Genomic DNA, 23,254 nt, shown 5'->3' with positions numbered 1-23,254 from the left:
AATATGTCACGTTATTTTCGTCGTAAAAGATTCTGCCGTTTCACAGCAGAAAACGTAAAAGAAATTGATTACAAAGATATCAATACCTTAAAAAACTATATTACTGAAACTGGGAAAATCATCCCAAGTCGTGTAACTGGTACGCAAGCACGCTATCAGCGTCAATTAGCGACTGCGATCAAACGCGCTCGTTACATTGCATTGCTTCCATATTCTGACCAGCATTAATTTTAAGGAGCAATCATGCAAGTTATTTTATTAGAAAAAATCAACAAGTTGGGTAAACTTGGTGATACAGTTGAAGTAAAATCTGGTTATGCTCGTAACTTTTTGTTGCCTTTAGGTAAAGCTACTGAAGCAACGCCAGCTAACTTAGAAAAATTAGAAGCACAGCGCGCTGAGTTAGAAGCTAAGCAAGCTGCAATTTTGGCTGACGCGACAGAGCGTGGCGAAAAATTGAATGGCATCGTTATCACTATGTCAGTTAAAGCAGGTACAGAAGGCCGTTTATTCGGTGCTGTAACTAGCCAAGATATCGCTGAAGCTGTGACAAATGCTGGTGTTAAATTAGAAAAACGTGATGTTCGCATTGCTGATGGTTCAATCCGTAGCATTGGTGAGCACGCTGTAGTTTTAACATTGCACCCAGATGTAATCGTAAACATTCAAGTGAACGTTGTTGCTGAGTAATTTGCTCTAAAACAAAATTCATTGAAAAGCCCCGTTTTTACGGGGCTTTTTTTGTTATCATCTATCAGTTAATGTTATCGATAGCTATAAGTAATAAAGGTGGTGGCTTAATTGGGAAGAAATTATATAACGCGCGTTCGTGTCGGTATTGCGCTTTACAATGCGTGTATTCGGGATAAATATTCTCTATCTCGTTTAGTCCAGGATCTCATCGCAGGCATTACAGTGGGCATTATAGCTATTCCTTTGGCGATGGCTTTGGCGATTGCAAGTGGTGTGCCACCGCAATATGGGCTCTATACAGCAGGGATTGCAGGTATGGTTGCGGCATTGACAGGCGGTTCAAAATTTAGTGTTTCTGGGCCAACAGCTGCTTTTGTTGTTATTTTATTTCCAGTTGCACAGCAATATGGCTTGCAAGGCTTGTTGGTGGCGACATTATTTTCAGGTGTTATTCTTATCATTATGGGTTTGGCGCGCTTAGGTCGAGTGATTGAGTATATCCCTTTACCAGTAACTTTAGGTTTTACAGTGGGTATAGCAATCACAATTGCGAGTATGCAATTTGTTGACTTTTTAGGTTTAACACCAGCAATGGAAGCGGAAGATTTTATTGCAAGAATCACAATGGTTGTGAGCTCTTTGCCAACTTTACAATGGGGAGATGCTTTGGTTGGGTGTGTGACTTTATCAATATTGATAGTGTGGCCTAAATTGTCTATAAATTTCCCTGGTCATTTGCCTGCCATTATTATGGGTGTGATTGTAATGATTGTTTGTCAGTCAATATTTGGGCAGGAGGTTCAAACAATCGGGAGTAAATTTAGTTATTTATTGCCAAATGGTGATGAGGGGAGCGGTATTCCGCCGGTATTGCCAACCTTTTTACTGCCTTGGAATGTGCCTTCTGTTGAAGGTAGCTTTGATTGGAGTTGGAAGCATGTTTCCGCATTATTGCCAGCTGCTTTTTCTATGGCGGTTTTAGGTGCGATAGAATCCTTATTGTGTGCGGTGATTCTAGATAATATGACGCGAACCAAACATAATCCTAATAGTGAGTTATTAGGGCAGGGTTTAAGTAATGTTATTGCACCATTTTTTGGTGGTATCACATCAACCGCGGCGATTGCTCGTTCTGCTGTCAATGTAAAAGCAGGTGCTACATCGCCAGTTGCCGCGATTATTCATGCTTTATTTGTATTAGCGGCTCTATTATTCTTTGCTCGATATTTATCATTTTTGCCTTTAGCAGCTATGGCAGCAATGTTGTTCATGGTGGCATGGAACATGAGTGAGGCAAAAAAGATCAAGGATATTATTCAGAAAGCACCGAAAGGTGATATTGTGGTTTTATTGGTGTGTTTATTTTTAACTGTATTCTTTGACATGATCATCGCAATTTCAATTGGTGTTGTATTGGCAGCCTTATTGTTCATGAAAAATATTGCGGACTTAACGAAATTAACAGAGATAGATTGCGCGCAATTTCATGAGCATGAAATATTATATACGATTCAAGGTCCGCTATTTTTCGCAGCTGCAGAACGTATTTTCAGTGAGTTATCTGAATTAAGTGATCATTACCAAACAATTATTCTGGATTGGGAGCATGTGACATTATTAGATGTAGGTGGTTTGCAGGCTTTTACGCGTTTCATGGAGGATTTAGACATGGGTAAACGCGTGATGGTGTGCAATGTACCTTTTCAGCCATTAAAAACTTTAGCGCGTGCAAAAATTCAACCCATTGAAGGAAAGTTAGATTTTTATTCATCACGCGAAGAGGTTTTTGAAGTGATAGGTCATGGGAGCAATGTTTGTATTGAAGTTACTAAGCCGTAAAGTACAATAAAAATCAATAACTCATTCTCACTTGATAATGCGTCTATAAGCTTTACTGCTGATTTACAAGCTGTAGACTGCCTTTTACATTGAAGGAATTATTATATCCTTAATCCATAAGGATTAGTTGAAAAGAAATAAAGGATAATAATTATGAAAAAGAGTATGTTTTTGGTGATCGCAGGCACTTTATTTTTATCATCGGCAGCAATGGCGCAAATGGGCAGTTATCATAATAACTGTGATGGTAGTTGTTATAACAATAACAATATGACAGAAGAACAATATAATCAAATGTTAGAGCAACGCGCCCAATACCGTGAAAATAATCGCAATATGAGAATGAATCAAGCCAATAGTAACGGGCGTTACAATAATCAACCCATGATGAATAATCGTGGTAATTATCATAACAATCACCGTAATGGCAATTGTATGAATGGTAATAATCATAGTGGGTACGGAAGAATGAACAGCAATTGGTAATTTTATTAAAGATTCACTCAATATGAAGCCAGCTCTGCTGGCTTTAGTTATTTGTTTTGTCTGCAAAAGTTTTCCATTCTAATAATCCATAAATCGCATTGAATAGATAAATACAATATTGGGCGCCGATTACAGGATTGGGTTCAGGTCCAAAGAAGTTTAAGGCTATGACAAAAACATTCATGATGATCCATAAATACCAGTTGAAATCATAGCGCATCACTAATAATGTTTGTGCAGGAATTGCTAGACCAAAAATGATGCCATTAATGGTTAATTGCCAAAGCGTATTGTCAACGCCGCTGAGTTTGGTGATTAATATGTTTAAGCCAAAAATGGCGATAAATGCAAAGAAAACATAAATATGTTGTTGAAAATTTAATGAGCGTGTGATGACTTTGTCATCATTATCATGATTTTTGCGCCAATTAATAATGCCATAAACATGTGTACTAAAATTATAAATATGGGGTAATCCTGCACCAATATTGCCACCTAAAAAATTTCCAATACTTTCACCAAAAGTTGCCAGTAATCCAAAATAGTTACCCAATTGACTGCGACGTGTGAATAAAATAACGCAGATCAAACCTGTGATGGCGCCAAAAAATGAAATTGTATATCGGAGATTCAATTCAGTGAAAGGATCAGTGTATAAAAATGCACTGATCACTAAAATGAAACAGATAAATGGGTAAGATCGATGTCTACCAATGGATAATATCCAAGATTTCATCTCAATTTCCTAGGTGGTTAACGGGATGCTTTCAATACATCTTTAACGAGTTCAATACATTGTAAATAGCGTTCATCGTATTGATCGGATGTGATTTCAACATAGGGGATATTGTGTTTATTCAAGATTAGCTTTAAGAGTGATTGAAATTCTTTGCGCGCTTGATTTGAGCCTAAATGGCGTAAACCATCTGCAACCCATGGTGTATTGTTTTCCAATAAGATAACAAGATCGAAATAATAGTTATCTAGCATTGCCTGAACAGATGGATGTGGTCGGCCTTCATATTTAATACAGAATGCTTGTGTTGTCACAAATGCAGTATCAATGAATGCGATTTTATTGGCATGTTTAACGGCAAAATCGATATATTGTGCTTGTCCTAATGCGATGTTTTGGTAGTCATCAAATTGCAAAGCACGTTCATCACCGCCTAAATGTTTAAAGACATATTCACGGCCATATTCCCAAGCACTTGTTGTATTGAACATATTGGCGAGCTTATTAATCATCGTACTTTTACCACTGGATTCACCGCCTAAGATTGCAATTGTTTTAACAAAGAAAGGGCGAACTTCGGTCGGGATGTACTCCCAGTGAGATAAAGGAGATCGACGAATGTCTTCACTGCAAACGCCCATAAATGTGCGCTCAGGATCGATCACTTTTGTGGGTAAATTCAGATGTTTTTGGTAGAAATCTACATCATTATTTTCGCTGCTATAGATCATGTCAGGTTTGATATTGTGGGATTGTAAAAAGTAATCCACTTTTTTAGCCCATAAGATCTGATCTTCTTCTGATTGCGTGAGGTTTTCTTCATCGATGTAGTGAATATGGATATTTTTTTGGTATTTAAAAGTTTGTAATAACCAGCGTAAGCGATCTTTGAGTGATGGTTGTCGGCTCATTGCGCTATCTTTAAAAGATTGGTAATCACGCTCTTCGTTATAACGCAAAATAATGTGGAGCTCATCCATTTGGCTAATGGCACGCTGAATAAGATATATATGGCCTGTATGTAGCGGATAAAATGCACCAAAAATCAATCCTACATTTTTTTCTTCTTCTTGTGGATTGATATTCAGATATTGATATAATGCATTCAATTTAGTCGCACTAGGATTCTGGACTTTATTATTCAATAATTGGCTGAGATAGCCTTTTGTCATATCGCAGTTATCTGCGACATTCTGTAATGTTAGCCCTCTATCTTTAATAACTTTTTTAATATATGCAACATTGATCATAATAAAGACTCCTTAAACAATTGCAATATATTATACACAAAATGTTTAGTATAAAAAACATTATTTCTATTTAATCAATTAAATATTTTTAAGATCATCAGGTTATTGTCTGATCATGCCAATTAAATTAGGATTTGTAACAACATCGGATAAGTAATAGCCATCTAAGACTTGTAAGAAGCTTTTCAAAGCATCAGCCATGATAAGATTGATTCTGCATTGCTCAGAGATGTTGCATTGATTTTCTTCGCTATGACATTCAATGATGGAGAGTTGCTCAAAATCACGAATGAGTTGCCCAAGATTGATTTTGAATGGATCATTGCCAAGTTTTAAACCACCTTGATTGCCACGAATGCTAGTTAAATAGCCATGTTTGGTGAGTTTTGCAATAACTTTGGTTAAGTGGCTGCGGGAAATATTGTAATAAAGGGATATTTCAGAAATATTGACCAATCGTTCAGAATGAATGGCTGTATAAATGAGGGTTTTAAAAGCGTAATCAGTTTGTTGAGTGAGTTGCATAATGGGTTGCTAAAAATAAGATCATTAAAAAAGCCAATGTATTCAGTAGAATTCTGAATACATTGGCCATTATGCACTGAGTTATTGTGAAATGTTATCCACTAATACAGTGCGTGTTCCTGTTAAGTTCCAACCGTGTTTTTCTGCGGCTAAAATGGAACCTTGTGCTGCGAGTCGTAAAATTTTACCTTTATAATCGGTAGAGAAAGATCCCATGGTGATGTAAACCATAAATACAGCATAACCATTTTCTGTTAAACGTGTGAGATCAATGGTTAAAGACTTCATGCTTTTGAATGCTTCAGGTGACTTTTCTTTGATGTATGCAGAAACTTCATCGTTTAATAGCTGTGTAACCTCTTCGATGGATTGCTGCAATGTATTGTAGTTTAAGCCAACTTCGCTAGAAACACTATAGCCGTAAGATAGATTAACCACTTTGTCTTTAATAAAATCTTTGGTTGGATAAATGATCTCAACGCCAAATGAATTCAAATAAACATATTCAGGTGTTTGTCTAAGTACTTGGCCTTGTGTGCCATTTGGTAATACAACAACATCATTGACAACAGTTGGGAACCACGTTTCATCCATTTTAACTGGACGAGAGATTAAGTTGTTTAGGTGATCAATCGTTAAGCGAATGGTACCATTTTCTAATAAAGGATTGACCAAATACACTGTATATAAATTAATGTGGCTAATTTTCCATGGCAAATCATTATAAATAACGCGTTCGCCTTCACGTGCTTGTCCCATATTTAAGAAAATACGTGTTTTTGTGAAATATTTTGGAATTGAATTACGAGATGTGACAAGGAAAGCCAATATAATTAAGATGGCAATACCAAACAGAACCATATCACCAGAAGAGTAGAGAATTGCTAATGTAATGATGACAACAATAATTGTTGTGATGATTTGATAGAGCAAGATGAAAATGCGCCATCTGATTGAGATCGTGTTTTTTTCACGAGATTCCAATAAGAGTAAAAAGCGATTGAAGCCATACAATAAAATAGAAATGGCAGCAATTGTCACAAGTAATAATAAACCTCGGCCTTTTGCAAAACCCCAAGCACCTTTGGTTAAGCGAGTTGTGAAATCTTCTTTAACCGTTAATTCATCTAATTTGATGACGGTTAAACGATGTTCACGCTCTAGTTCTTTATGTAAATTGTTCCAGCTGTTTTGAATGTTTTTGAGATTATCTTGTGCACCTTGCGGAAGTTCTGCGAGATTGATTTGATTAAGTGTTTCTAATCCTTTATTTAACTGTGCTAAACGATCATTGATCTCTTTTTGCTCTAAACGCAATAAATCACGTTTTCTGGGTGCATCTGTGATCTTTTTCATTTCAGCAAAAACAGGTTGAGCAATTTGGATTAACTCTTTTTGCCAATTGTAATCATCAGTTTGTTGAATGGCTTGTTTTGCAGGCGTATCAAAGCGAGAAGTATCAATTCCGCCCAACGATATTTTCTCAAAGAGTTCTGTATATTCTTTTAATTGTGAATTGGCGCGGGCGAGGCTATCTTCTAATTCTGCTTTGTGCAGTTCGTCTGTAGATTTCTTGATTTCGCTCGTTAATGTCGCCTTCTTTTCTTGTAGCTCTTTGATGTCATTAGATATTGTCACAAGCTGTTCTGTTAGATTTTCTTGTGGTGCTGTGACTGCTTCTTCGACAGCAAAGGACATGGATGTACAAAAGAATGTAATGAGGAGTGAGAATAGTGCGAATTGCTTTGCGAATACATTGCGTTGTTGCATTGATTTCTCCTAGGGTTTGAGTATAAAAAATCTTACAAAGTATAGCATTATCCTATGAGATTCTTTATAGGAAATGAGAATAAACGAGGATTTATCATGATGTTGACAGTGATGCCTTGAGAAAGAGCGGGGAATTCTTTATGATAAATCTCTGTATTAATCGGCTATCAAGCTGATTTAACCTTAATTGAAATAGAATAAAGGAACTTCTATGTCTGAAATTTTAAAGTTATCGCCAGAATTGGTTTGGAAACATTTTTATGAAATGAATCAAATCCCTCGTCCTTCGAAGAAAGAAGAGAGAATTCAGGCTCATTTTAAAGCAGAAGCTGAGAAAAGAGGCTTAGAAGTATTACAGGATGAGATTGGCAATCTCTTAATCCGTAAGCCTGCAACACCAGGTTATGAAAATTCGCCAGCTGTGATCATTCAAGGTCATACAGATATGGTTTGCCAGAAAAATGATGGTACAGAGCACGATTTTGAAAAAGATCCTATCGATATGTATATTGATGGCGATTGGGTAAAAGCTAAGGGTACAACATTGGGCGCTGATAATGGTATGGGCGTTGCAATGGGGATGGCAATTTTGGATGATCCAGAGGTTGAGCATGGTCCATTAGAAATCTTATTAACTGTAGATGAAGAAGCAGGGATGGGCGGTGTTCGTGCATTGCAAGCGGATTGGATGCAAGGCAAATATCTCATTAATTTAGACAGCGAAGATTTAGGCAAATGCTTTGTGGGTTGTGCTGGTGGCGTTGATATTGGGTACAGTGCAAGTTTGGATTACGATGCTAATCAGTATGGAAAATTTGCTAAAGTGACATTGAAAGGTTTAAAAGGTGGTCACTCAGGGATTGATATTCATACAGGCAGAGAAAGTGCAAATAATTTATTGGCGGAATGTTTAAGTGCTTTATCTCAACAGATGCCAATTCGTTTAGTCTCTTTTGTTGGTGGGACATTGCGCAATGCATTGACACGTGAAGCAACTGCCGTGATCGCATATGATGAAACTCATGAAGCGTTTATGAAAGAACATTTTGAACATTGGCAGCAGCATTTCGTGAATCGTTTGCATAATGTTGATGAGGGTGTGCAGCTATCTTATGAAGAAACAGAAGCTGCTTCGTCTATGTCATCACAAGATTCTCATCATTTATTATCATTCTTAACTTTGTTACCACAAGGCGTTTTAAAGCGTTCGGCGATTTTGCCAGTTGTAGAAACAAGCTGTAATATCGGCACAGTTTCTGTGACGGAAAAAGGTGGTTTAAGCGTAGGATTGTTGGCACGCTTCTTGACGCCAGAAGGCCTTGAAATGATCAAAGTCAAAACGAAAAACTTGGGTGAGTTATCTGGTTACTTTTGGCAGGCAAAAAATGATTATCCATCATGGACGCCAAACTTAGAATCTAAACCATTACAAGTTTTGCAAGCGATCTATGAAGCACAACATGGCAAACCAATGAGTGTGGAAGTGATTCATGCAGGCTTAGAAACTGGTTTGATTGGTAAATTGTATCCTAACCTAGAGATGGTAAGCTTTGGGCCAACCATTAAAGGTGCGCATTCGCCAGATGAAAGAGTCAATATTCCTGCGGTTGCAGAGATTTATGATCTGACGAAAGCTTTATTGAAGGCCCTGAAAGATTAATCTGTTTGAGTGACATGGAAAATCAAAAAGCTGAATGAGTGATATCATTCAGCTTTTTTGTAACTTATTCTTTGGGGAAGTTTACAATTGGGTTCTGCTGCCATGTGGATGGTCCTTGTGCTCTATAGATTAAAGTTTCATCTAAAATGACATCTTGAGTATTTAAAGGTGTATCTCTCAGATAAGGATAGATCCAATAAGTTGTGACCAATAAAATGGGGATTGCAAATAATACTATGGCTTTGCTGATAAGCGTAGCTTTTAATGTCCATCCATATTGCGTGGGTGATGAAGGCTGATGTTCATGTTCATTTTGATATTTAGCATAAATATAAGCAACTACCAGCAAGGTGAGCATTTGACTCAATGGATAGACTAATGCGCCCGATAACATACCATTGGCTAAAAGCATGAATATGCCAACCCAGCCCCATGTTGGTATTTTCTTTCTAATTAAAAACAGTTTGAGTGATGCTATGCACAGTAAGATCGATAATATGATACCAAAGATCCCCATTTCACTGAGCCACATTAATAGAAGATTATGAGGATGGCCTTGTCCATGAAATATTGGATCAGGGGGCAAGGTGAAATTTGCAATGCCAACGCCAAAGATTGGATGTTGAATAAAGTTTTTTAATGCATAGATATAAAGATCTATACGACCTGAGCTTGTTGTTCTCGATAATTCTAGATTATCTAATTCCGCACCAGAATTTAATAAGCTTGTAAGATAGTTTAATCCATAAAAGCATAAAACCGTGATGATCAAGTAGATCAATGGTTTGTTGATTGCATTTTTTCGTTTAAAGTCGAACAATAATATGACAAGGAAGGCTAAAGTGAACGCAAGCATAATAGCGCGAGCGCCATCACTTAAGAAGATATATAAGTATAAAATACTTAGAATCGCAATGATTTTATTGTATTTGGGTTGTGCTAAAAAGCTTGGTCGCAACCATAAAATGAGCAGTGCGGGTAACAGTGCATCATTGAAATATCGAATATTCGCAAAATGATTGTGTCCATGATCAGAATAGGTTGGATCAAAAAATTGAATGATAATACCTGTGACAAAGTACACAATTGCAGGAATGGGCATAAAGGCGATGAATGCCAAGATTTTCTCGTACCATTGAAAATCTAATGTAAATATTACTGCAAAATAGACGATAGCAGTGATGAATAGAATATTTAAGCTGATGGTTAAAAAGGCTGTAGTATTTTGAATGCCCAGAAAATATAGTAAAAAGTAGCTAAGGGAAGCGAGTGTTGTGGGTAATAAAAGCCAATAATGATTAAGTAGAAAGCGTTTGGGTAGGATTAAAAATGCAAAGCATGCAAGAAGTAATATAGTGATTTGTCCAATTCTCCATACATTATAATAACCGCCAAAGGGAATGGGGAGATTGTCTAGGCTTGCGAAAGTTACGAATATCCAAAAAGCAAAAATGATAAAAATGCTTCTATGTAGCAATATTGCAGGTAAAACTTTATTGTGCATCGGTTGCAACCTTTATTATAAAAGTATGAGTGAATCAGCTGCATTAGTATATGCCATAGGGTCGTTAAACTCTATGGCATGATCTTAAACGATATTTTATTTAGGATAGATTCGATATTCTTGAGTGGGGATCACTTGTCCAATTGCTTTTAGGTCTGTTAAACCTAATTCATGTGTCAAAGTTAGAAACTCAGTAACGTGATCTGGTGATACAGATACTAATAAGCCACCACTTGTTTGTGGATCACCTAAAATATGTTTGTATTGCTCAAATGCACTATTTGGCTCAACCAAATAACCGTAGTTATCTAGATTGCGGAAAGTGCCACCTGGCATTGATCCCAAAGACTCATAATGTCGAACATTTTCAATCAACGGAATTGCATCACCAAAAAGTTCGATAGAAACATTGCTACCTTCTGCCATTTCAGATAAGTGTCCAATTAAACCAAAGCCTGTGATATCCGTCATTGCATGAATGTAATCGTATTTGGCAAATTCAGCACCTGCTTTATTTAATTGAATCATAATGTCACGAGCAGCATATTTGTCTTCATCTTTTAAAATGCCACGCTTTTCTGCAGTCGTTAATATGCCGATGCCCAGAGGTTTTGTTAAAAATAAGTAATCCCCAATTTGGGCGGTATCATTGCATTTGAGATGGGCTTTATCAACGATACCTGTGACAGCTAAACCAAACATTGGCTCTGGTGCATCAATCGAATGTCCGCCAGCTAACACAATGCCAGCAGCATCACAAGTTGCACGTCCACCTTCAATGACGGTGCGGGCAATTTCTGGTGCAAGTACATTTGTAGGCCATCCTAATATTGCGATCGCCATAATGGGTTTGCCACCCATTGCATAGATATCACTGATGGAATTAGTTGCAGCAATTTGGCCGAAATCAAAAGGATCGTCCACAATTGGCATGAAAAAATCCGTGGTTGAGATAATCCCAGTTTTTTCATCGATGCCATAAACTGCTGCATCATCTCGAGACTGGTTGCCCACCCATAAATTTGGATCAGAGGTTTGTATGCCACTGCCTGCTAAAATCTGCCCAAGAACCTTGGGATCAATTTTGCAGCCTCATCCAGCGCCGTGGCTATACTGTGTTAATTTGATTTCAGACATTTCTTTGCTTTTAAATCTTAATGGAATAAGGTAAAGTTTAGCACTTTATCCTTAGATTAATAAGCCGAGATGATCAATTTTAAGAAAGTTGCTTTGGTGAGCCGAAATAATGTCTGTACTTCATCATTTCAGGCAGTGATTCATGCTGCGGAGGATGTGCTTAAGCAGAATGATTGTGAGGCTGTGGTTTTGGCATTGCCACCCAATGATAGCGAGGAAACAAGAACAATATTAGAACAAGCAGTGAAAGACTGTGATCTGATAGTGATTTTTGGTGGAGATGGTACATTTTTGGGCGTTGCTCGCAAAGCTTGTCATTTGAATATACCTTTTGTGGGAATTAATTTAGGGCGCTTGGGTTTTTTAACAGACATTCGAGAAACTCAGTTGCGCGAAAGCTTGCAGTGTATTTTAAGTGGTGAATATACAACGGAAGAGCGAGAACTGATTCGCATCACTATCGATAACAAGATCGATTCATTTGCTTTAAATGATGTGGTGATTCATCAGCGCAGTATTTCTCGTATGATCGAGTTAGATGTTTATGTGGATGATCAGTATTTGACGAGCTATTGGGCAGATGGTGTGATTTTTGCAACGCCAACAGGATCTACAGCTTATGCATTGTCATCTGGTGGTCCATTGGTTTATCCAACATTGTCAGCAATCTTGATCGTGCCAATTTCCCCTCATACATTTAGCCATCGTCCGATTGTGTTGCCAGCAGATCGAAAAATTAAAGTTAAACTCAAAGATAGTGTCAAGCACGCTGTAAGCGTGAGTTGTGACGGGCAAGTGGTTTTTGATTTTAATTTAGGTGAAGAATTAAATTTAGTAAGTAATGCAACCAAAATTACGCTGATTCATCCATCGAGTTACAGTTATTTTGAGATTCTGCGTGCTAAATTAAATTGGGGACATCACCCAGAAAGAGAGCGTTAATAGATGAGTGAATTAGTGGTTCAACATCCAGTTTTGGGTGATTTGACTTATGAAGAAGTATTAAAAGGTTATGTGGGTAGCATTGAGTTATCTGAAATGCCCTTGAAGATTAATTTGGTTGCAGATGCTGATAATGTTTTGGTATTAGGTGATCAGCTGATTAGTTTTTTAGAAAGTGATGAGTTTGAGTCTGCGTTTGTTGCAGGATTAGAGAAATTATTGGCGATTAAGAATCGTGATTGGTTGAATGACGGCGAAGCAGAATATACCTTAGAAGAGTTATTTGATTTTGTATCATTGGATGCAATTGTGATCTATGCAGATAAAATTGAATTGTATACAGATGATTTAGAATTGTTATGGCGTAATCGTGCAGTACTTAAATATAATCCTCAATATCAATTGATGGATGTTGTGATTGATGAAAGTGTTGAGTAATAGTCAATCATAGATCAATAAAAAAGAGTGGGAGTTGTTAATTTCCCACTCTTTTTTATTATGTCACTGCTGGTGTTTGTAATCTACGTGCTTGATAGAATCTCTGCTTCCAATATCTCTCTTCTAATGATGATGTCATCACGCCTTTAGATGAAGATGCATGGATGAATTGGTTATTGCCATTATAAATGCCAACATGTAAACCGCTGCCACCCCAGTTAGTTTTGAAGAATACTAAATCGCCAGGTTTAAGATTTTCTTTCGCGATTCTGATGCCTTGAGATGTTTGTGCTGTTGTTGTGCGCGGCAAGGCAATATCGAATTTATCATTGAAGGTGCGCTGTACAAAAGCAGAGCAGTCAATGCCATTCAATGAATTACCACCTAATTTGTAAGGTGTGCCTTTCCATTGTTTCAATTGTTTTTTGAGCTCTGTCGTTACAACGTGATTATCTCTCAGTTGGGTATGACGTGCTACAGAGTCTTTTGATGAATCATTTTTACCTGTTGAGGCACAGCCTGCGGTAAGAATGGTTAACATCATAATGGCTAATGTTTTTTTCATAGAGTAATCGTCAATATTTGAGTTAGATTCGTTCATTATAGATCAGAAGATATTTTCTGATCTATATCGTTTTATACTTTTTATTTATTATGACTAAGAATTGCGAGAAGTAAAGTCATAATCCGTTTCTTGATAAACAAAATAGTTTAGCCAGTTTTGGAAGAATATGCTGGAAGCGCTGATCCAACGAGTTTGGATTGCTTTTTCAGGGTTATTATCCACAAAATAATTGCATGGAATTACCGTAGAGCCTTGTGCTAAATCTCTTTGGTATTCTAGCAAAAGTGTTTCTTTATAATATTCGGGATGGCCGCTCATGAATAATTGTCGGCCATTTTTGCTAGAAACAATATGTATGCCTGCTTCTTCTGAGCTAGCGATCACTTCTAGATCAGGATGATTACGAATAGCAGTAGGATCGCTCTCTGTATTACGGGATTGAGGGACATAGAAGACATCATCGATACCGATTAAGAGTTGGGAGTCTTCTTTCTCTTTGATGTGTGGAAATACGCCTGTGAGCTTTTCTGGGAAAGTTTGTTTGTCAATGTCGTAGAAATATTTTAAAGCAGCTTGGCTCCCCCAACAGATGTATAGAGAAGTGAAAACATGCTCACGGCTCCATTCAAAAATTTTAGTGAGCTCATCCCAATATGTAACATCTTCAAATTTTAATAGTTCAATTGGCGCACCTGTAATGATCATGCCATCAAAATATTGGTCTTTAATATCATCAAAATAACTATAAAAAGTATCTAAATGTGCTTGTTTAGTATTTTTAGAAACATGGCTTTCAATTGCCATTAATGTGATATCTACTTGTAATGTACCATTACTAAGTTTGCTTAATAGCTGAGTTTCAGCTGTGATTTTGTCAGGCATTAAGTTCAAAATGCAGATTTTGATCGGGCGAATGTCTTGAGTTTGCGCGCGCTCAGAGTTCATTACAAAAATGCCGTGATCTTTTAAAATTTGGGTGGCAGGTAGGTTTTCTGGGATAACGACTGGCATATGATTTTTTCTCCTCAAATATTATATCCATAAAAAAACCAGAGTGGATTATCACTCTGGTTTCTTAAACTGCAATCAATGATCTGCTTTAGAGTGACTCATACGGGTTTCGAGAGTCACTCAGCGAGTAACCCTCTAAAGCATCATCATTGGTTGAAATTGGTTGTTGTTCATGTTGTCTCTTTCTTGAATTAACTGTCTCACATCAAATCACTTAACTCAAATCGTGTCAAGTGTTATGTATGTTTGTTGATTATGTCTAGACATTAATTCATTGTAGTTTGTATGTAATGTTGTGATATTCAAAATAATTTTTTAAATGTCATATAAAACATATTCTTACAATATGCGAAAATGTAATGACAAATGATATGAGTATGGTAGTATCCGAAATGTGTGATGAAAGATGACGAAATGCCATATTGATAAAAGAGCATACGCATTCATTCCATATCAAGAGGATCATAAACATTCGTTGTACTTGGAGGATAATATGGAAGCTACTGATAAAAATGTGGCGGATAAAAGTCGTGAAATCAATATATTAACGCTGGTTAAAATATTTTCATTGAGTTTGGTTGGCATTGTGATGTTCTTTGTATCCATCGATATTGGTGGGAAGGAAACAATTTTGATTGATCACATTGCCAGTTTTGTGATCGTGAATCTAAGACCTGTTGCGCTTACATTAATACTACTAATCATGGCATATGGTGCATTTTCTCCATTGATTAATGGGAAATTTAAGAGCTCTGTCAGCGAAATGATTTTTTCAGTATTTAAAGTGATAGGTTTTATTTTAGGCGTGATGTATCTCACAGGATTTGCACCAGAGTGGGCAATGAAGCCAGATATGTTGCCATTCTTATTTGAAAAGTTAGCGCTATCTGTTGGATTGTTGATTCCTGTTGGCGCGATCGCTTTGACATTCTTAATTGGTTTTGGGTTGCTCGAATTTATTTCTGTCTTTATGGAAAAGTTCATGCGCCCATTATTCAGAACGCCAGGATCTTCCGCGATTGATGCAGTTGCATCCTTTGTGGGTAGTTATTCAATTGGTTTATTAATCACAGATCGTGTGTATAAATTAGGGCAATATTCTCATCGTGAGGCGATCATTATCGCCACAGGATTTTCAACAGTATCAGCAACATTTATGATCATCGTTGCAAAAACTTTGGGATTAATGAGTCATTGGAATTTCTATTTCTGGAGTACTTTGATCATTACTTTTACAGTCACTTCAATCACAGTTTATTTGCCACCCATTAGCTTGTTCAGTAATAAGGCGAAGGATCCGTTACCTGAGCCACCTAAAGGCGGCAAGTTTAAACATGCAGCTGAGTTAGGGATTGAGCAGTATGAAAAGAATACGAATGTATTAAAATTAATATGGATGAATCTAAAAGATGGTTTAGCGATGTCATCTGTGGTTGCGCCATCTATTTTAGCGATTGGTTTTACAGGATTGGTATTGTCGAAATATACGCCAGTATTTGAATGGTTGGGTATTGTTTTGAAACCATTTTTATGGATGACAGGCATTGAAGATGCGGCAAGTTATAGTGGTGCTTTGGCATCGGGCTTGGCAGAAATGTTTTTGCCGTCCATTTTATTAAAAGATGCTGATCTAGCCATTCGTTATATTACAGCAGTCACAACAGTGGGCAGTGTTCTATTCTTTTCAGGCAGCATTCCATGTATTTTAGCAACATCTATTCGCGTTAAAATTTGGCAATTGGTTTTAGTCTGGTTCATTCGTACAGTTTTATGTATTTTGTTATCCAGTGTTGCTTATCGTTTGGGGATGGCGATGGGCTGGTTAGGTTAAATAGATTCTAGTGCTTTTAGGCTCTCCTTAAATCTACGAGTTATGATGAAAGGAGAGCTTTTTGTTATTGATTAAAAATTAAAATCCGCCACCAAAGAAAAAAGCGATAACAAGTATAATGAATATTATGGGTAATACATAGATCACAGCTGCAAGATAAGGCAAAAGAACGATGGCGAAGATGATGAGCATGATAATCATAATGCCAATTTCTGTTAAAGCACCGCGCCAAATATCGCCCCACAAACTGGTTTGTTGAACCTCATGAGTTTCCCGATAAGGCTTGACTTGATCCTGTTTTGTTATAATTTCTGGGTAATATTCATGGATGAATTGTGTAATCTGGTGAATAGAGCTTTGAGAAAGTTTTAAATTGACTGGAAAACGTCGTCTTTTTAATAAGATTTCTCCTGAGCTTTCTGAGAAGGTCAAAATATCAGAGAATCTGATTAAATAAAATTTTGTTAAACGTGTGATGAATAGATAGTTTTGGGTAAAAACACCTTCAGGTAAAGAGTATAACTGATTGCGTTCGTATGCTTGGTCGAACTCTTCATCGATCTTGCTGAAAGATACATGAGTGTTATATCGGTTGGCATGATTTGTGAGGTATTTAGGTAGATTGAAAGCTCGCATCGCAAGATAAATGGCGTCAATGATGAATAGCAAAAATGCGAATGGTAATAGCCAAAATATGGTAGGAATGTAATAAATTTTTGGGCTGATGATGATTCTGTTATTTTGATTCAATTGAGTTAATAATTGTCGATCAAAATCTGAAACTAATGTGGATGTGGTGCTTGTGTTATAACCATGAATGGTCAAAGTATATTCCTCAATAGCCTCACCAGTGATATTGATTAATTTACCAAAGAGAGAGACTTTGGGTTTTTCAGAATAATTACCGAGCGCTTCTGTAATTGTGCCAGCGCTTTGTAAAATTTTACTCTTTTTATTCATCGTGGTTTTGATTGGGCTTAACTCGTTTTTATAGGTTTTAATGAGTGTATGTTGATCATTATTGGTGCCAATATAATATTCAAATTGAGAATGTGGATTATCATCCAACGCCAATAATGTTAGTTTTTCAAATTGGTAGGTTTGTGATGAATGACCAATTTCGCCATAAATAAGGCGCTGTAGGCTGAGTAGACCATTTTCTTGGATAAAGCCTTTTGGTAGCATAACAACCGCAATGCCACATACTAAGAAGAACAAAAAGAGGCTGCGATAGATTTGATGGCGAATGATTTGTAATAGAGGATTTGTTAAAAATTTCATAATGATTCACTTATTTTTATTGTTATAAAAAGAGTATCCAGATACTTGCCATGGCTAAACAAGAGAGTGCCACAGGAATGCCAGATTGAGCAAATTCAGCAAATGAAATGGTCACGCCATGTCTAGCTGATTGTTCTACAGCAATGATGCCAGCAAGACTGCCAAATACAATTAAATTGCTTGAGAAACCTGTACCAAGTACCAATGCTGCACCTAAAATATCAGCGCTTGCACCGATATGAATGTAGGGCGTTAATAGCATGACAGCAGGATTATTGCCCACAATATTGCTTAATATGGCACTTGAGAAAAATAGGGCGATCGGTTCATTTAAATTCAATCCCATATGTTTTAAATCTGAAAGTAAAAGTTGTGGTAATCCTGTTTTGCTCATTGCAGCATTCACAACAAATAAACTCATGATTAATATCAGTAGATTGTAGTCAACTTCTTTTAAAACATCATTGGAGGAGATTTTTCTGTTTAATAATAAAATTGCAGCACCTGCTAATGCCACAATGGCTTGTGGCCAAATATTTGTAATAAAAGCAGCGATCACAGCAATGGTGACAAATAAAGCCTTGAGGGTTTCAACTTTATCCAGCTTTATAGGTTGTGTCGAGATTGCTGTTGTTTTAGGTTGTGCCAATAACCAGCGATTGCGATATAACAGTGTAATGGTCATCCAAACAATGAACAACGAAAGTAGGGCAGGAATGCCTGCGACTTTTAATAAATCGATGAATGAGAGATTCAGTTGTTGTGCAATGATCATGTTTTGTGGGCTACCAATTAATGTACCCGCTGATCCCGTATTGGCTGCAAAACAGAATCCCAATACAAACGGTATAGGATTTAATCCACGTGCCAATGTTAAGGAGATTAAAAGTGGCGTCATTGCAACAACGACAACATCGTTGGTTAATACTGAGGATAGTAACCCAGAAACTACGATTAAAATTGCTAATAATTTGGGTGGGCTGACTTTTAGCGTTGCGACATAGTGTGCGGCCCAACTATAAAATCCTGAGATGGAAAATGCACCAGAAACGACCATTAACCCAAATAATAAACCAAGGCTAGTGTAGCTGATAGAATCCCAAGCTTCTTTACCTGAAATATCACCCATAATGAGCATTGCTAAAGCACCAACAAGCGCAGCGCCAGTTCTATCAACTTTTAATCCTGGAAGTTTACCCAAGGCCATGGCGAGGTAAACTAATAAAAATATTATAACGGTGCTATTCATTTATAGTATTGCCCATTCTGTCGTATTCATAAATTATGGCGCTATATTAACAAATAACAGTAGGTTCTACCTTTCTTAATGTGAACAAGTCGTTATAATGATGATTTTTGTGTCTACAAGGAGATCAATATGCCCATTACCATTTGGGGATTATCGTTAGCTCAAGCATTGTTAGTAACAGGTAATATATTATTGGTTTCAATTTCTAGTTTAATCGGGCAGCAATTGACTGATGAGCCTCTATTGATGACAGCGCCTGTGGCCGCGCAATTCATTGGATTAATTTTATCAACAATGCCAGCAGCGCACTTGATGCAAAAATTTGGGCGTAAAAAAGGTTTTGTGGTTGGCAATGTGATTGGTGTTTGTGGTGCATTGGTTGCGATGCAGGGTTTGTTGATGCATAGTTTGGCAATTTTTGCATTGGGAACATTTTTGACAGGCATGGCAATCGGCACATCTCAACAGTATCGATTTGCTGCCTTGGATGAATGTGCATCGCCAGAAATGCACTCAAGAGCGATTAGCTTAGTGATGAGCGGTGGTGTTTTAGCTGCATTTTTAGGTCCTAATTTAGCCGTTTGGTCTCGGGTTTGGTATGCAGAAAATCCATTTGTTGGCGCATTTTTTGGACTATTTGCAATTTATGTCATAGCTTTAATACTGATTATTATTTTGCCATTGAAAAAACATGAGCATAAGGTGCAACAGCAGTCAAATCAACAATCGAGAAGCTATTCAGAGCTTTTAAAGCAACCTGTATTATTGGCAGCTTTAATATCAGGGGCGATTGGTTATGGATTAATGGTATTTTTAATGACGGCAACGCCAATTTCAATGCAAAAAGATGGCTTTGAGTTCAGCCAAATTGCAACAGTCATTCAATGGCATGTGTTAGGAATGTTTGTACCATCATTTTTTACGGGCCATTTAATTCGTTGGGCAGGTGCGCGCAGTATTATATTATTAGGTTGTGTTTTATTGATATCATCAGCGATTGTAGGATTATTGGGAACTTCATTTGTTTACTATTTTGTGGCATTGATGTTCTTAGGTGTTGGCTGGAACTTTACATTTATCGGTGCGACAAGTTTATTAACATTGACATATCAACCATCTGAAAAAGGCAAAGTACAAGGATTGAATGAATTTATAGTATTTTCAGCATCTGCTGTGGGTAGTTTTATGGCTGGACCATTGATTGGTATGTTGGGTTGGTCTTGGTCAAATTTATTAAGCATACCATTGAGCTTGATTGCACTTGTATTGATTTTACGCATTCCATTAAAAGCAGTGCAAGCTCGCTGAATAAAGCCATTATGATATTGCCCGTTGATATTTTAATGTAATATACTCAGCGAGAAGTTTATTTTTGATTAAGGACTAATTATGAAAAGAAATCATTCTACCGTTATTATTGCGGCGGCTGTAACTTTGTTGCTATCAGGTTGTGCCTCATCATTATCTGGTGATAGCTATTCACGCTCAGAAGCAAGACAAGCACAATATGTACAAGTAGGTACAGTTGTTGGTACGCGTTTAGTACAAATTGAAGGGACTAAAACAGCGGCAGGTACTTTAACTGGTGCTGCATTGGGTGGTGTTGCTGGTAATTCTATTGGTGGTGGTAGAGGTAAAACTTTGGCAACTATTGGTGGTGTAGCTTTAGGTGCACTTGCAGGTTCTGCTGCTGAAGAAGGCATTACTCGCACGCAAGGCGTAGAAGTGATGGTACGTTTGGATAGTACTAATCAAACTCGTGCTTATGTCCAAGATGCTAAAGGCACATCTTTCTACAATGGTCAGCGCGTTCGTATTACAACAACATCAAGTGGTACAGCTCGAGTAGTGCCTCTATAATCTTTGATGATTATGATTAATAACAAAATCCCCAGCTATGATGATCATGGATGGGGATTTTTATTGACGATGTTTTTATAGCTTATGGCTTCTGTCTAGTCATTCTTTTGGGTTTTGCACTTGAAGGTTTGCCAAAAGTTGATGTACTTGCCGCTTTTGGTCGAGTGAATACACCTTTTGTTGTAAAGGATTGCTGTTGGTGTTTTCTGCCCATTCGTTTACCTTCGCCACCAGTTTTACCTGTGCCCACTGGTTGATACAACGGAATTAGATGATTCTTGCTATTACCGATCAAATCAGCTCTACCCATTTTTTTCAAGGCTTCGCGTAACAATGGCCAGTTTTCAGGATCATGATAGCGCAAGAATGCTTTGTGTAAACGGCGATGTTTCAAACCTTTTGGTGTTAATACTTCTTCAGAATCTGTTTTCACAGGTTTTAATGGATTTTTTTCTGAATGGTACATTGCACCTGCCAACGACATTGGTGTAGGAATAAATGCTTGTACTTGATCAGCTCTAAAGCCATTACGTTTTAACCATAATGCTAAATTCATCATGTCTTCATCAGAAGTGCCAGGATGTGCTGCGATAAAGTAAGGGATTAAATATTGCTTTTTCCCTGCTTCTTTACTGAATTTTTCAAATAATACTTTAAACTTGTCATAGTTTGTGATGCTTGGTTTCATCATTTTAGACAAAGGCTCTTCTTCAGTATGTTCAGGGGCGATTTTTAAATAGCCACCAACATGATGCGTGACTAATTCTTTGACATATTCTTCATCACGAATTGCCAAATCATAGCGTAAACCAGAAGCGATTAAAATTTTCTTAACACCTTTGACGTTACGTGCTTGGCGATAGAGTTCGATTAATGGCTTATGATTTGTATCTAGATTTTTACAGATATCAGGTGAGACACAAGAGAAACGACGGCAATTATGTTCAATTTGAGGATCTTTACATGCTAAACGATACATATTAGCTGTTGGGCCACCCAAATCTGAAATCACGCCAGTGAAGCCTTCTGTGCGATCACGAATTTCTTCGATTTCACGTAAAATAGATTCTTGTGAACGATTCTGAATGATTCGGCCTTCATGTTCTGTGATAGAGCAGAAAGAGCACCCGCCAAAGCAGCCACGCATGATGTTTACTGAGAATTTGATCATTTCCCATGCAGCGATTTTTGCACCTTTATAGTCAGGATGTGGTGCACGAGCATAAGGTAGGTCATAAACGCCATCCATTTCTTTAGTTTCTAATGGTAATGGTGGTGGATTCACCCAGACATCACGATCACCATGTTGCTGAACGAGTGGGCGAGCATTGTATGGATTGGTTTCTAAATGCAATAAACGACTTGTATGCGCATAATAGATTTTATCATTTTTCACTTGATCAAAGCTTGGTAAGCGAATGTAGTTAGTTCTACGCGCTAATTGTTTCTCTTCACGTTTTTGATTGCGGTCTTTGTCTGTTAAATCTGTGCCCATTTTGGCTAGATCAGGTGCATCTAATGCTGCATTGAAATTTGGCGTTTGCTCTTCCTTAGAACCAATGGGTTGATTTGTATAAGGATTGAGCATTGGCTCTATTCTACCCACTTCATCTAATGTGGTGGAATCTAATTCTGTTAAACCAAAGTGATTGCGTTGATGTGGCAAATTCAGCGCTGAGCCACGAATATCGAGCATATCACTGATTTTTTCACCTTTAGCTAATCGATGTGCAATTTCTACCAAGCTGCGCTCACCATTGCCAAACAATAACATGTCAGCGCGAGAATCTAGTAGAGCAGAACGACGAATTTTTTCTGACCAATAATCATAATGGGCAATACGGCGAAGGGAGGCTTCGATGCCACCCACAATGATAGGCACATCTTTATAAGATTCTTTAGCGCGTTGAGAGTAGACTAATAATGCGCGATCTGGACGTTTGCCTGAAACATCTCCTGGTGTATAAGCATCGTTATGGCGAATTTTACGATCAGAAGTGTAGTGATTCACCATGGAATCCATGTTGCCAGCTGAAATGCCAAAAAATAGATTGGGTTTGCCTAGCTTCATAAAATCGTTAGTATTTTGCCAATCAGGCTGAGAAATAATACCAACGCGGAAACCTTGTTCTTCCAATAAACGGCCTAAAATTGCCATGGCAAAGCTAGGGTGATCCACATAGGCATCACCTGTGATGAGAATAATGTCACAGCTATCCCAGCCGAGCATATTCATTTCATCGCGACTCATTGGTAAGAAAGGAGCAGTGCCAAAACGCTTTGCCCAAAAAGGCTTGTAGGAAAATAGAGGTTTGGCATCATTAGAAAAAGAGAAGTTCATATACAGCGAAAAGTTATGTTAAAGAGTCGCATTATACCGTTAATGTGATTAATTGTGTGATAAATTGAATTTTTATCGCGATGGAGAACTTTGTTGGTATAATGCCACCCAGTATAATTATATAGGATTGTGACAA

21 protein-coding genes are annotated in these 23,254 nt (G+C 37.4%); 10 read left to right on the top strand and 11 right to left on the bottom strand.

Annotation, left to right across the window (positions count from 1 at the left end):
• The first annotated feature begins 3 nt into the window (after positions 1-3).
• From rpsR to ACA100_RS09915, 4 genes are all read left to right on the top strand, one after another.
• A complete protein-coding gene (gene rpsR, locus ACA100_RS09930; RefSeq protein ID WP_077924656.1) occupies positions 4-228 on the top strand; it encodes a 30S ribosomal protein S18 in 225 nt (74 codons plus the stop codon).
• A gap of 15 nt (positions 229-243) precedes the next feature.
• On the top strand, positions 244-690 hold the full coding sequence (rplI, locus tag ACA100_RS09925; protein WP_481077555.1) for a 50S ribosomal protein L9: 447 nt from the start codon (positions 244-246) through the stop codon (positions 688-690).
• Positions 691-801: 111 nt separating this feature from the next.
• Positions 802-2,532, top strand: coding sequence for a C4-dicarboxylic acid transporter DauA (gene dauA, locus ACA100_RS09920; RefSeq protein ID WP_481077554.1), 1,731 nt, complete (start codon positions 802-804; stop codon positions 2,530-2,532).
• Positions 2,533-2,685: 153 nt separating this feature from the next.
• Complete coding sequence (locus ACA100_RS09915; RefSeq protein ID WP_481077553.1) at positions 2,686-3,018, top strand: hypothetical protein; 333 nt, start codon at positions 2,686-2,688, stop codon at positions 3,016-3,018.
• 43 nt (positions 3,019-3,061) lie between these two features.
• Here ACA100_RS09915 and pnuC read toward each other — a convergent pair whose 3' ends face one another.
• From pnuC to ACA100_RS09895, 4 genes are all read right to left on the bottom strand, one after another.
• Positions 3,062-3,754 (bottom strand): nicotinamide riboside transporter PnuC, encoded by a 693-nt coding sequence (gene pnuC, locus ACA100_RS09910; protein ID WP_481077552.1) that lies wholly within the window; start codon positions 3,752-3,754, stop codon positions 3,062-3,064.
• 17 nt (positions 3,755-3,771) lie between these two features.
• Positions 3,772-5,004: a multifunctional transcriptional regulator/nicotinamide-nucleotide adenylyltransferase/ribosylnicotinamide kinase NadR gene (nadR, locus tag ACA100_RS09905; protein ID WP_481077551.1), complete on the bottom strand. Its 1,233-nt coding sequence runs from the start codon at positions 5,002-5,004 to the stop codon at positions 3,772-3,774.
• Between the two features lie 102 nt (positions 5,005-5,106).
• Positions 5,107-5,529: an RrF2 family transcriptional regulator gene (locus ACA100_RS09900; RefSeq protein ID WP_481077550.1), complete on the bottom strand. Its 423-nt coding sequence runs from the start codon at positions 5,527-5,529 to the stop codon at positions 5,107-5,109.
• 81 nt (positions 5,530-5,610) lie between these two features.
• Complete coding sequence (locus ACA100_RS09895; RefSeq protein ID WP_481077549.1) at positions 5,611-7,299, bottom strand: coiled-coil domain-containing protein; 1,689 nt, start codon at positions 7,297-7,299, stop codon at positions 5,611-5,613.
• A 211-nt stretch (positions 7,300-7,510) separates the two neighbouring features.
• Here ACA100_RS09895 and ACA100_RS09890 point away from each other — a divergent pair, with 211 nt between their 5' ends.
• On the top strand, positions 7,511-8,959 hold the full coding sequence (locus ACA100_RS09890; protein ID WP_481077548.1) for an aminoacyl-histidine dipeptidase: 1,449 nt from the start codon (positions 7,511-7,513) through the stop codon (positions 8,957-8,959).
• Positions 8,960-9,023: 64 nt separating this feature from the next.
• Here the strand turns inward: ACA100_RS09890 and ACA100_RS09885 are convergent, their stop codons facing one another.
• On the bottom strand, positions 9,024-10,463 hold the full coding sequence (locus ACA100_RS09885; protein WP_481077547.1) for an O-antigen ligase family protein: 1,440 nt from the start codon (positions 10,461-10,463) through the stop codon (positions 9,024-9,026).
• Between the two features lie 96 nt (positions 10,464-10,559).
• Positions 10,560-11,600, bottom strand: coding sequence for a selenide, water dikinase SelD (gene selD, locus ACA100_RS09880; RefSeq protein WP_481077546.1), 1,041 nt, complete (start codon positions 11,598-11,600; stop codon positions 10,560-10,562).
• Positions 11,601-11,669: 69 nt separating this feature from the next.
• Between selD and ACA100_RS09875 the strand changes: the two genes are divergently transcribed.
• Together ACA100_RS09875 and ACA100_RS09870 are read left to right on the top strand one after the other, a co-directional pair.
• Complete coding sequence (locus ACA100_RS09875) at positions 11,670-12,542, top strand: NAD(+)/NADH kinase (protein WP_481077545.1); 873 nt, start codon at positions 11,670-11,672, stop codon at positions 12,540-12,542.
• Positions 12,543-12,545: 3 nt separating this feature from the next.
• Entirely contained in the window at positions 12,546-12,980 is a 435-nt protein-coding gene (locus tag ACA100_RS09870) for a hypothetical protein (protein ID WP_481077544.1), read from the top strand.
• 58 nt (positions 12,981-13,038) lie between these two features.
• On the opposite strand, the gene ACA100_RS09865 is transcribed toward ACA100_RS09870, so the two are convergent.
• Complete coding sequence (locus tag ACA100_RS09865; protein WP_481077543.1) at positions 13,039-13,545, bottom strand: NlpC/P60 family protein; 507 nt, start codon at positions 13,543-13,545, stop codon at positions 13,039-13,041.
• Between the two features lie 93 nt (positions 13,546-13,638).
• A complete protein-coding gene (locus ACA100_RS09860; protein ID WP_481077542.1) occupies positions 13,639-14,556 on the bottom strand; it encodes a homoserine O-succinyltransferase in 918 nt (305 codons plus the stop codon).
• A gap of 493 nt (positions 14,557-15,049) precedes the next feature.
• On the opposite strand from ACA100_RS09860, the gene ACA100_RS09855 reads away from it, so the two are divergent.
• Positions 15,050-16,387, top strand: coding sequence for a YjiH family protein (locus ACA100_RS09855; protein WP_481077541.1), 1,338 nt, complete (start codon positions 15,050-15,052; stop codon positions 16,385-16,387).
• Positions 16,388-16,465: 78 nt separating this feature from the next.
• Here the strand turns inward: ACA100_RS09855 and ACA100_RS09850 are convergent, their stop codons facing one another.
• A complete protein-coding gene (locus ACA100_RS09850) occupies positions 16,466-17,668 on the bottom strand; it encodes a hypothetical protein (RefSeq protein ID WP_481077540.1) in 1,203 nt (400 codons plus the stop codon).
• A gap of 22 nt (positions 17,669-17,690) precedes the next feature.
• Positions 17,691-18,917: an ArsB/NhaD family transporter gene (locus tag ACA100_RS09845; RefSeq protein ID WP_481077539.1), complete on the bottom strand. Its 1,227-nt coding sequence runs from the start codon at positions 18,915-18,917 to the stop codon at positions 17,691-17,693.
• 129 nt (positions 18,918-19,046) lie between these two features.
• On the opposite strand from ACA100_RS09845, the gene ACA100_RS09840 reads away from it, so the two are divergent.
• A complete protein-coding gene (locus ACA100_RS09840) occupies positions 19,047-20,225 on the top strand; it encodes an MFS transporter (protein WP_481077538.1) in 1,179 nt (392 codons plus the stop codon).
• An 81-nt stretch (positions 20,226-20,306) separates the two neighbouring features.
• On the top strand, positions 20,307-20,777 hold the full coding sequence (locus ACA100_RS09835) for an outer membrane lipoprotein (protein WP_481077537.1): 471 nt from the start codon (positions 20,307-20,309) through the stop codon (positions 20,775-20,777).
• Between the two features lie 82 nt (positions 20,778-20,859).
• On the opposite strand, the gene ACA100_RS09830 is transcribed toward ACA100_RS09835, so the two are convergent.
• A complete protein-coding gene (locus tag ACA100_RS09830; protein WP_481077536.1) occupies positions 20,860-23,118 on the bottom strand; it encodes a YgiQ family radical SAM protein in 2,259 nt (752 codons plus the stop codon).
• Positions 23,119-23,254: the final 136 nt, after the last annotated feature.

The sequence above is a fragment of the Wohlfahrtiimonas sp. XWW7 genome (assembly GCF_056716055.1).
The sequence above is the reverse complement of the archived record's forward strand: the minus strand, read 5'-3'. Positions and strand labels throughout refer to the sequence as shown.

Excerpts from the sequence above, each read along its gene's own strand:
- rpsR (WP_077924656.1), top strand. The coding sequence starts at position 4 with ATGTCACGTTATTTTCGTCGTAAAAGATTCTGCCGTTTCACAGCAGAA.
- ACA100_RS09915 (WP_481077553.1), top strand. The coding sequence starts at position 2,686 with ATGAAAAAGAGTATGTTTTTGGTGATCGCAGGCACTTTATTTTTATCA.
- pnuC (WP_481077552.1), bottom strand. The coding sequence starts at position 3,754 with ATGAAATCTTGGATATTATCCATTGGTAGACATCGATCTTACCCATTT.
- ACA100_RS09835 (WP_481077537.1), top strand. The coding sequence starts at position 20,307 with ATGAAAAGAAATCATTCTACCGTTATTATTGCGGCGGCTGTAACTTTG.
- nadR (WP_481077551.1), bottom strand. The coding sequence starts at position 5,004 with ATGATCAATGTTGCATATATTAAAAAAGTTATTAAAGATAGAGGGCTA.
- ACA100_RS09885 (WP_481077547.1), bottom strand. The coding sequence starts at position 10,463 with ATGCACAATAAAGTTTTACCTGCAATATTGCTACATAGAAGCATTTTT.
- ACA100_RS09860 (WP_481077542.1), bottom strand. The coding sequence starts at position 14,556 with ATGCCAGTCGTTATCCCAGAAAACCTACCTGCCACCCAAATTTTAAAA.
- ACA100_RS09875 (WP_481077545.1), top strand. The coding sequence starts at position 11,670 with ATGATCAATTTTAAGAAAGTTGCTTTGGTGAGCCGAAATAATGTCTGT.
- ACA100_RS09865 (WP_481077543.1), bottom strand. The coding sequence starts at position 13,545 with ATGAAAAAAACATTAGCCATTATGATGTTAACCATTCTTACCGCAGGC.
- rplI (WP_481077555.1), top strand. The coding sequence starts at position 244 with ATGCAAGTTATTTTATTAGAAAAAATCAACAAGTTGGGTAAACTTGGT.
- ACA100_RS09895 (WP_481077549.1), bottom strand. The coding sequence starts at position 7,299 with ATGCAACAACGCAATGTATTCGCAAAGCAATTCGCACTATTCTCACTC.
- ACA100_RS09830 (WP_481077536.1), bottom strand. The coding sequence starts at position 23,118 with ATGAACTTCTCTTTTTCTAATGATGCCAAACCTCTATTTTCCTACAAG.
- ACA100_RS09870 (WP_481077544.1), top strand. The coding sequence starts at position 12,546 with ATGAGTGAATTAGTGGTTCAACATCCAGTTTTGGGTGATTTGACTTAT.
- ACA100_RS09840 (WP_481077538.1), top strand. The coding sequence starts at position 19,047 with ATGCCCATTACCATTTGGGGATTATCGTTAGCTCAAGCATTGTTAGTA.
- ACA100_RS09900 (WP_481077550.1), bottom strand. The coding sequence starts at position 5,529 with ATGCAACTCACTCAACAAACTGATTACGCTTTTAAAACCCTCATTTAT.
- ACA100_RS09850 (WP_481077540.1), bottom strand. The coding sequence starts at position 17,668 with ATGAAATTTTTAACAAATCCTCTATTACAAATCATTCGCCATCAAATC.
- ACA100_RS09855 (WP_481077541.1), top strand. The coding sequence starts at position 15,050 with ATGGAAGCTACTGATAAAAATGTGGCGGATAAAAGTCGTGAAATCAAT.
- ACA100_RS09890 (WP_481077548.1), top strand. The coding sequence starts at position 7,511 with ATGTCTGAAATTTTAAAGTTATCGCCAGAATTGGTTTGGAAACATTTT.
- ACA100_RS09845 (WP_481077539.1), bottom strand. The coding sequence starts at position 18,917 with ATGAATAGCACCGTTATAATATTTTTATTAGTTTACCTCGCCATGGCC.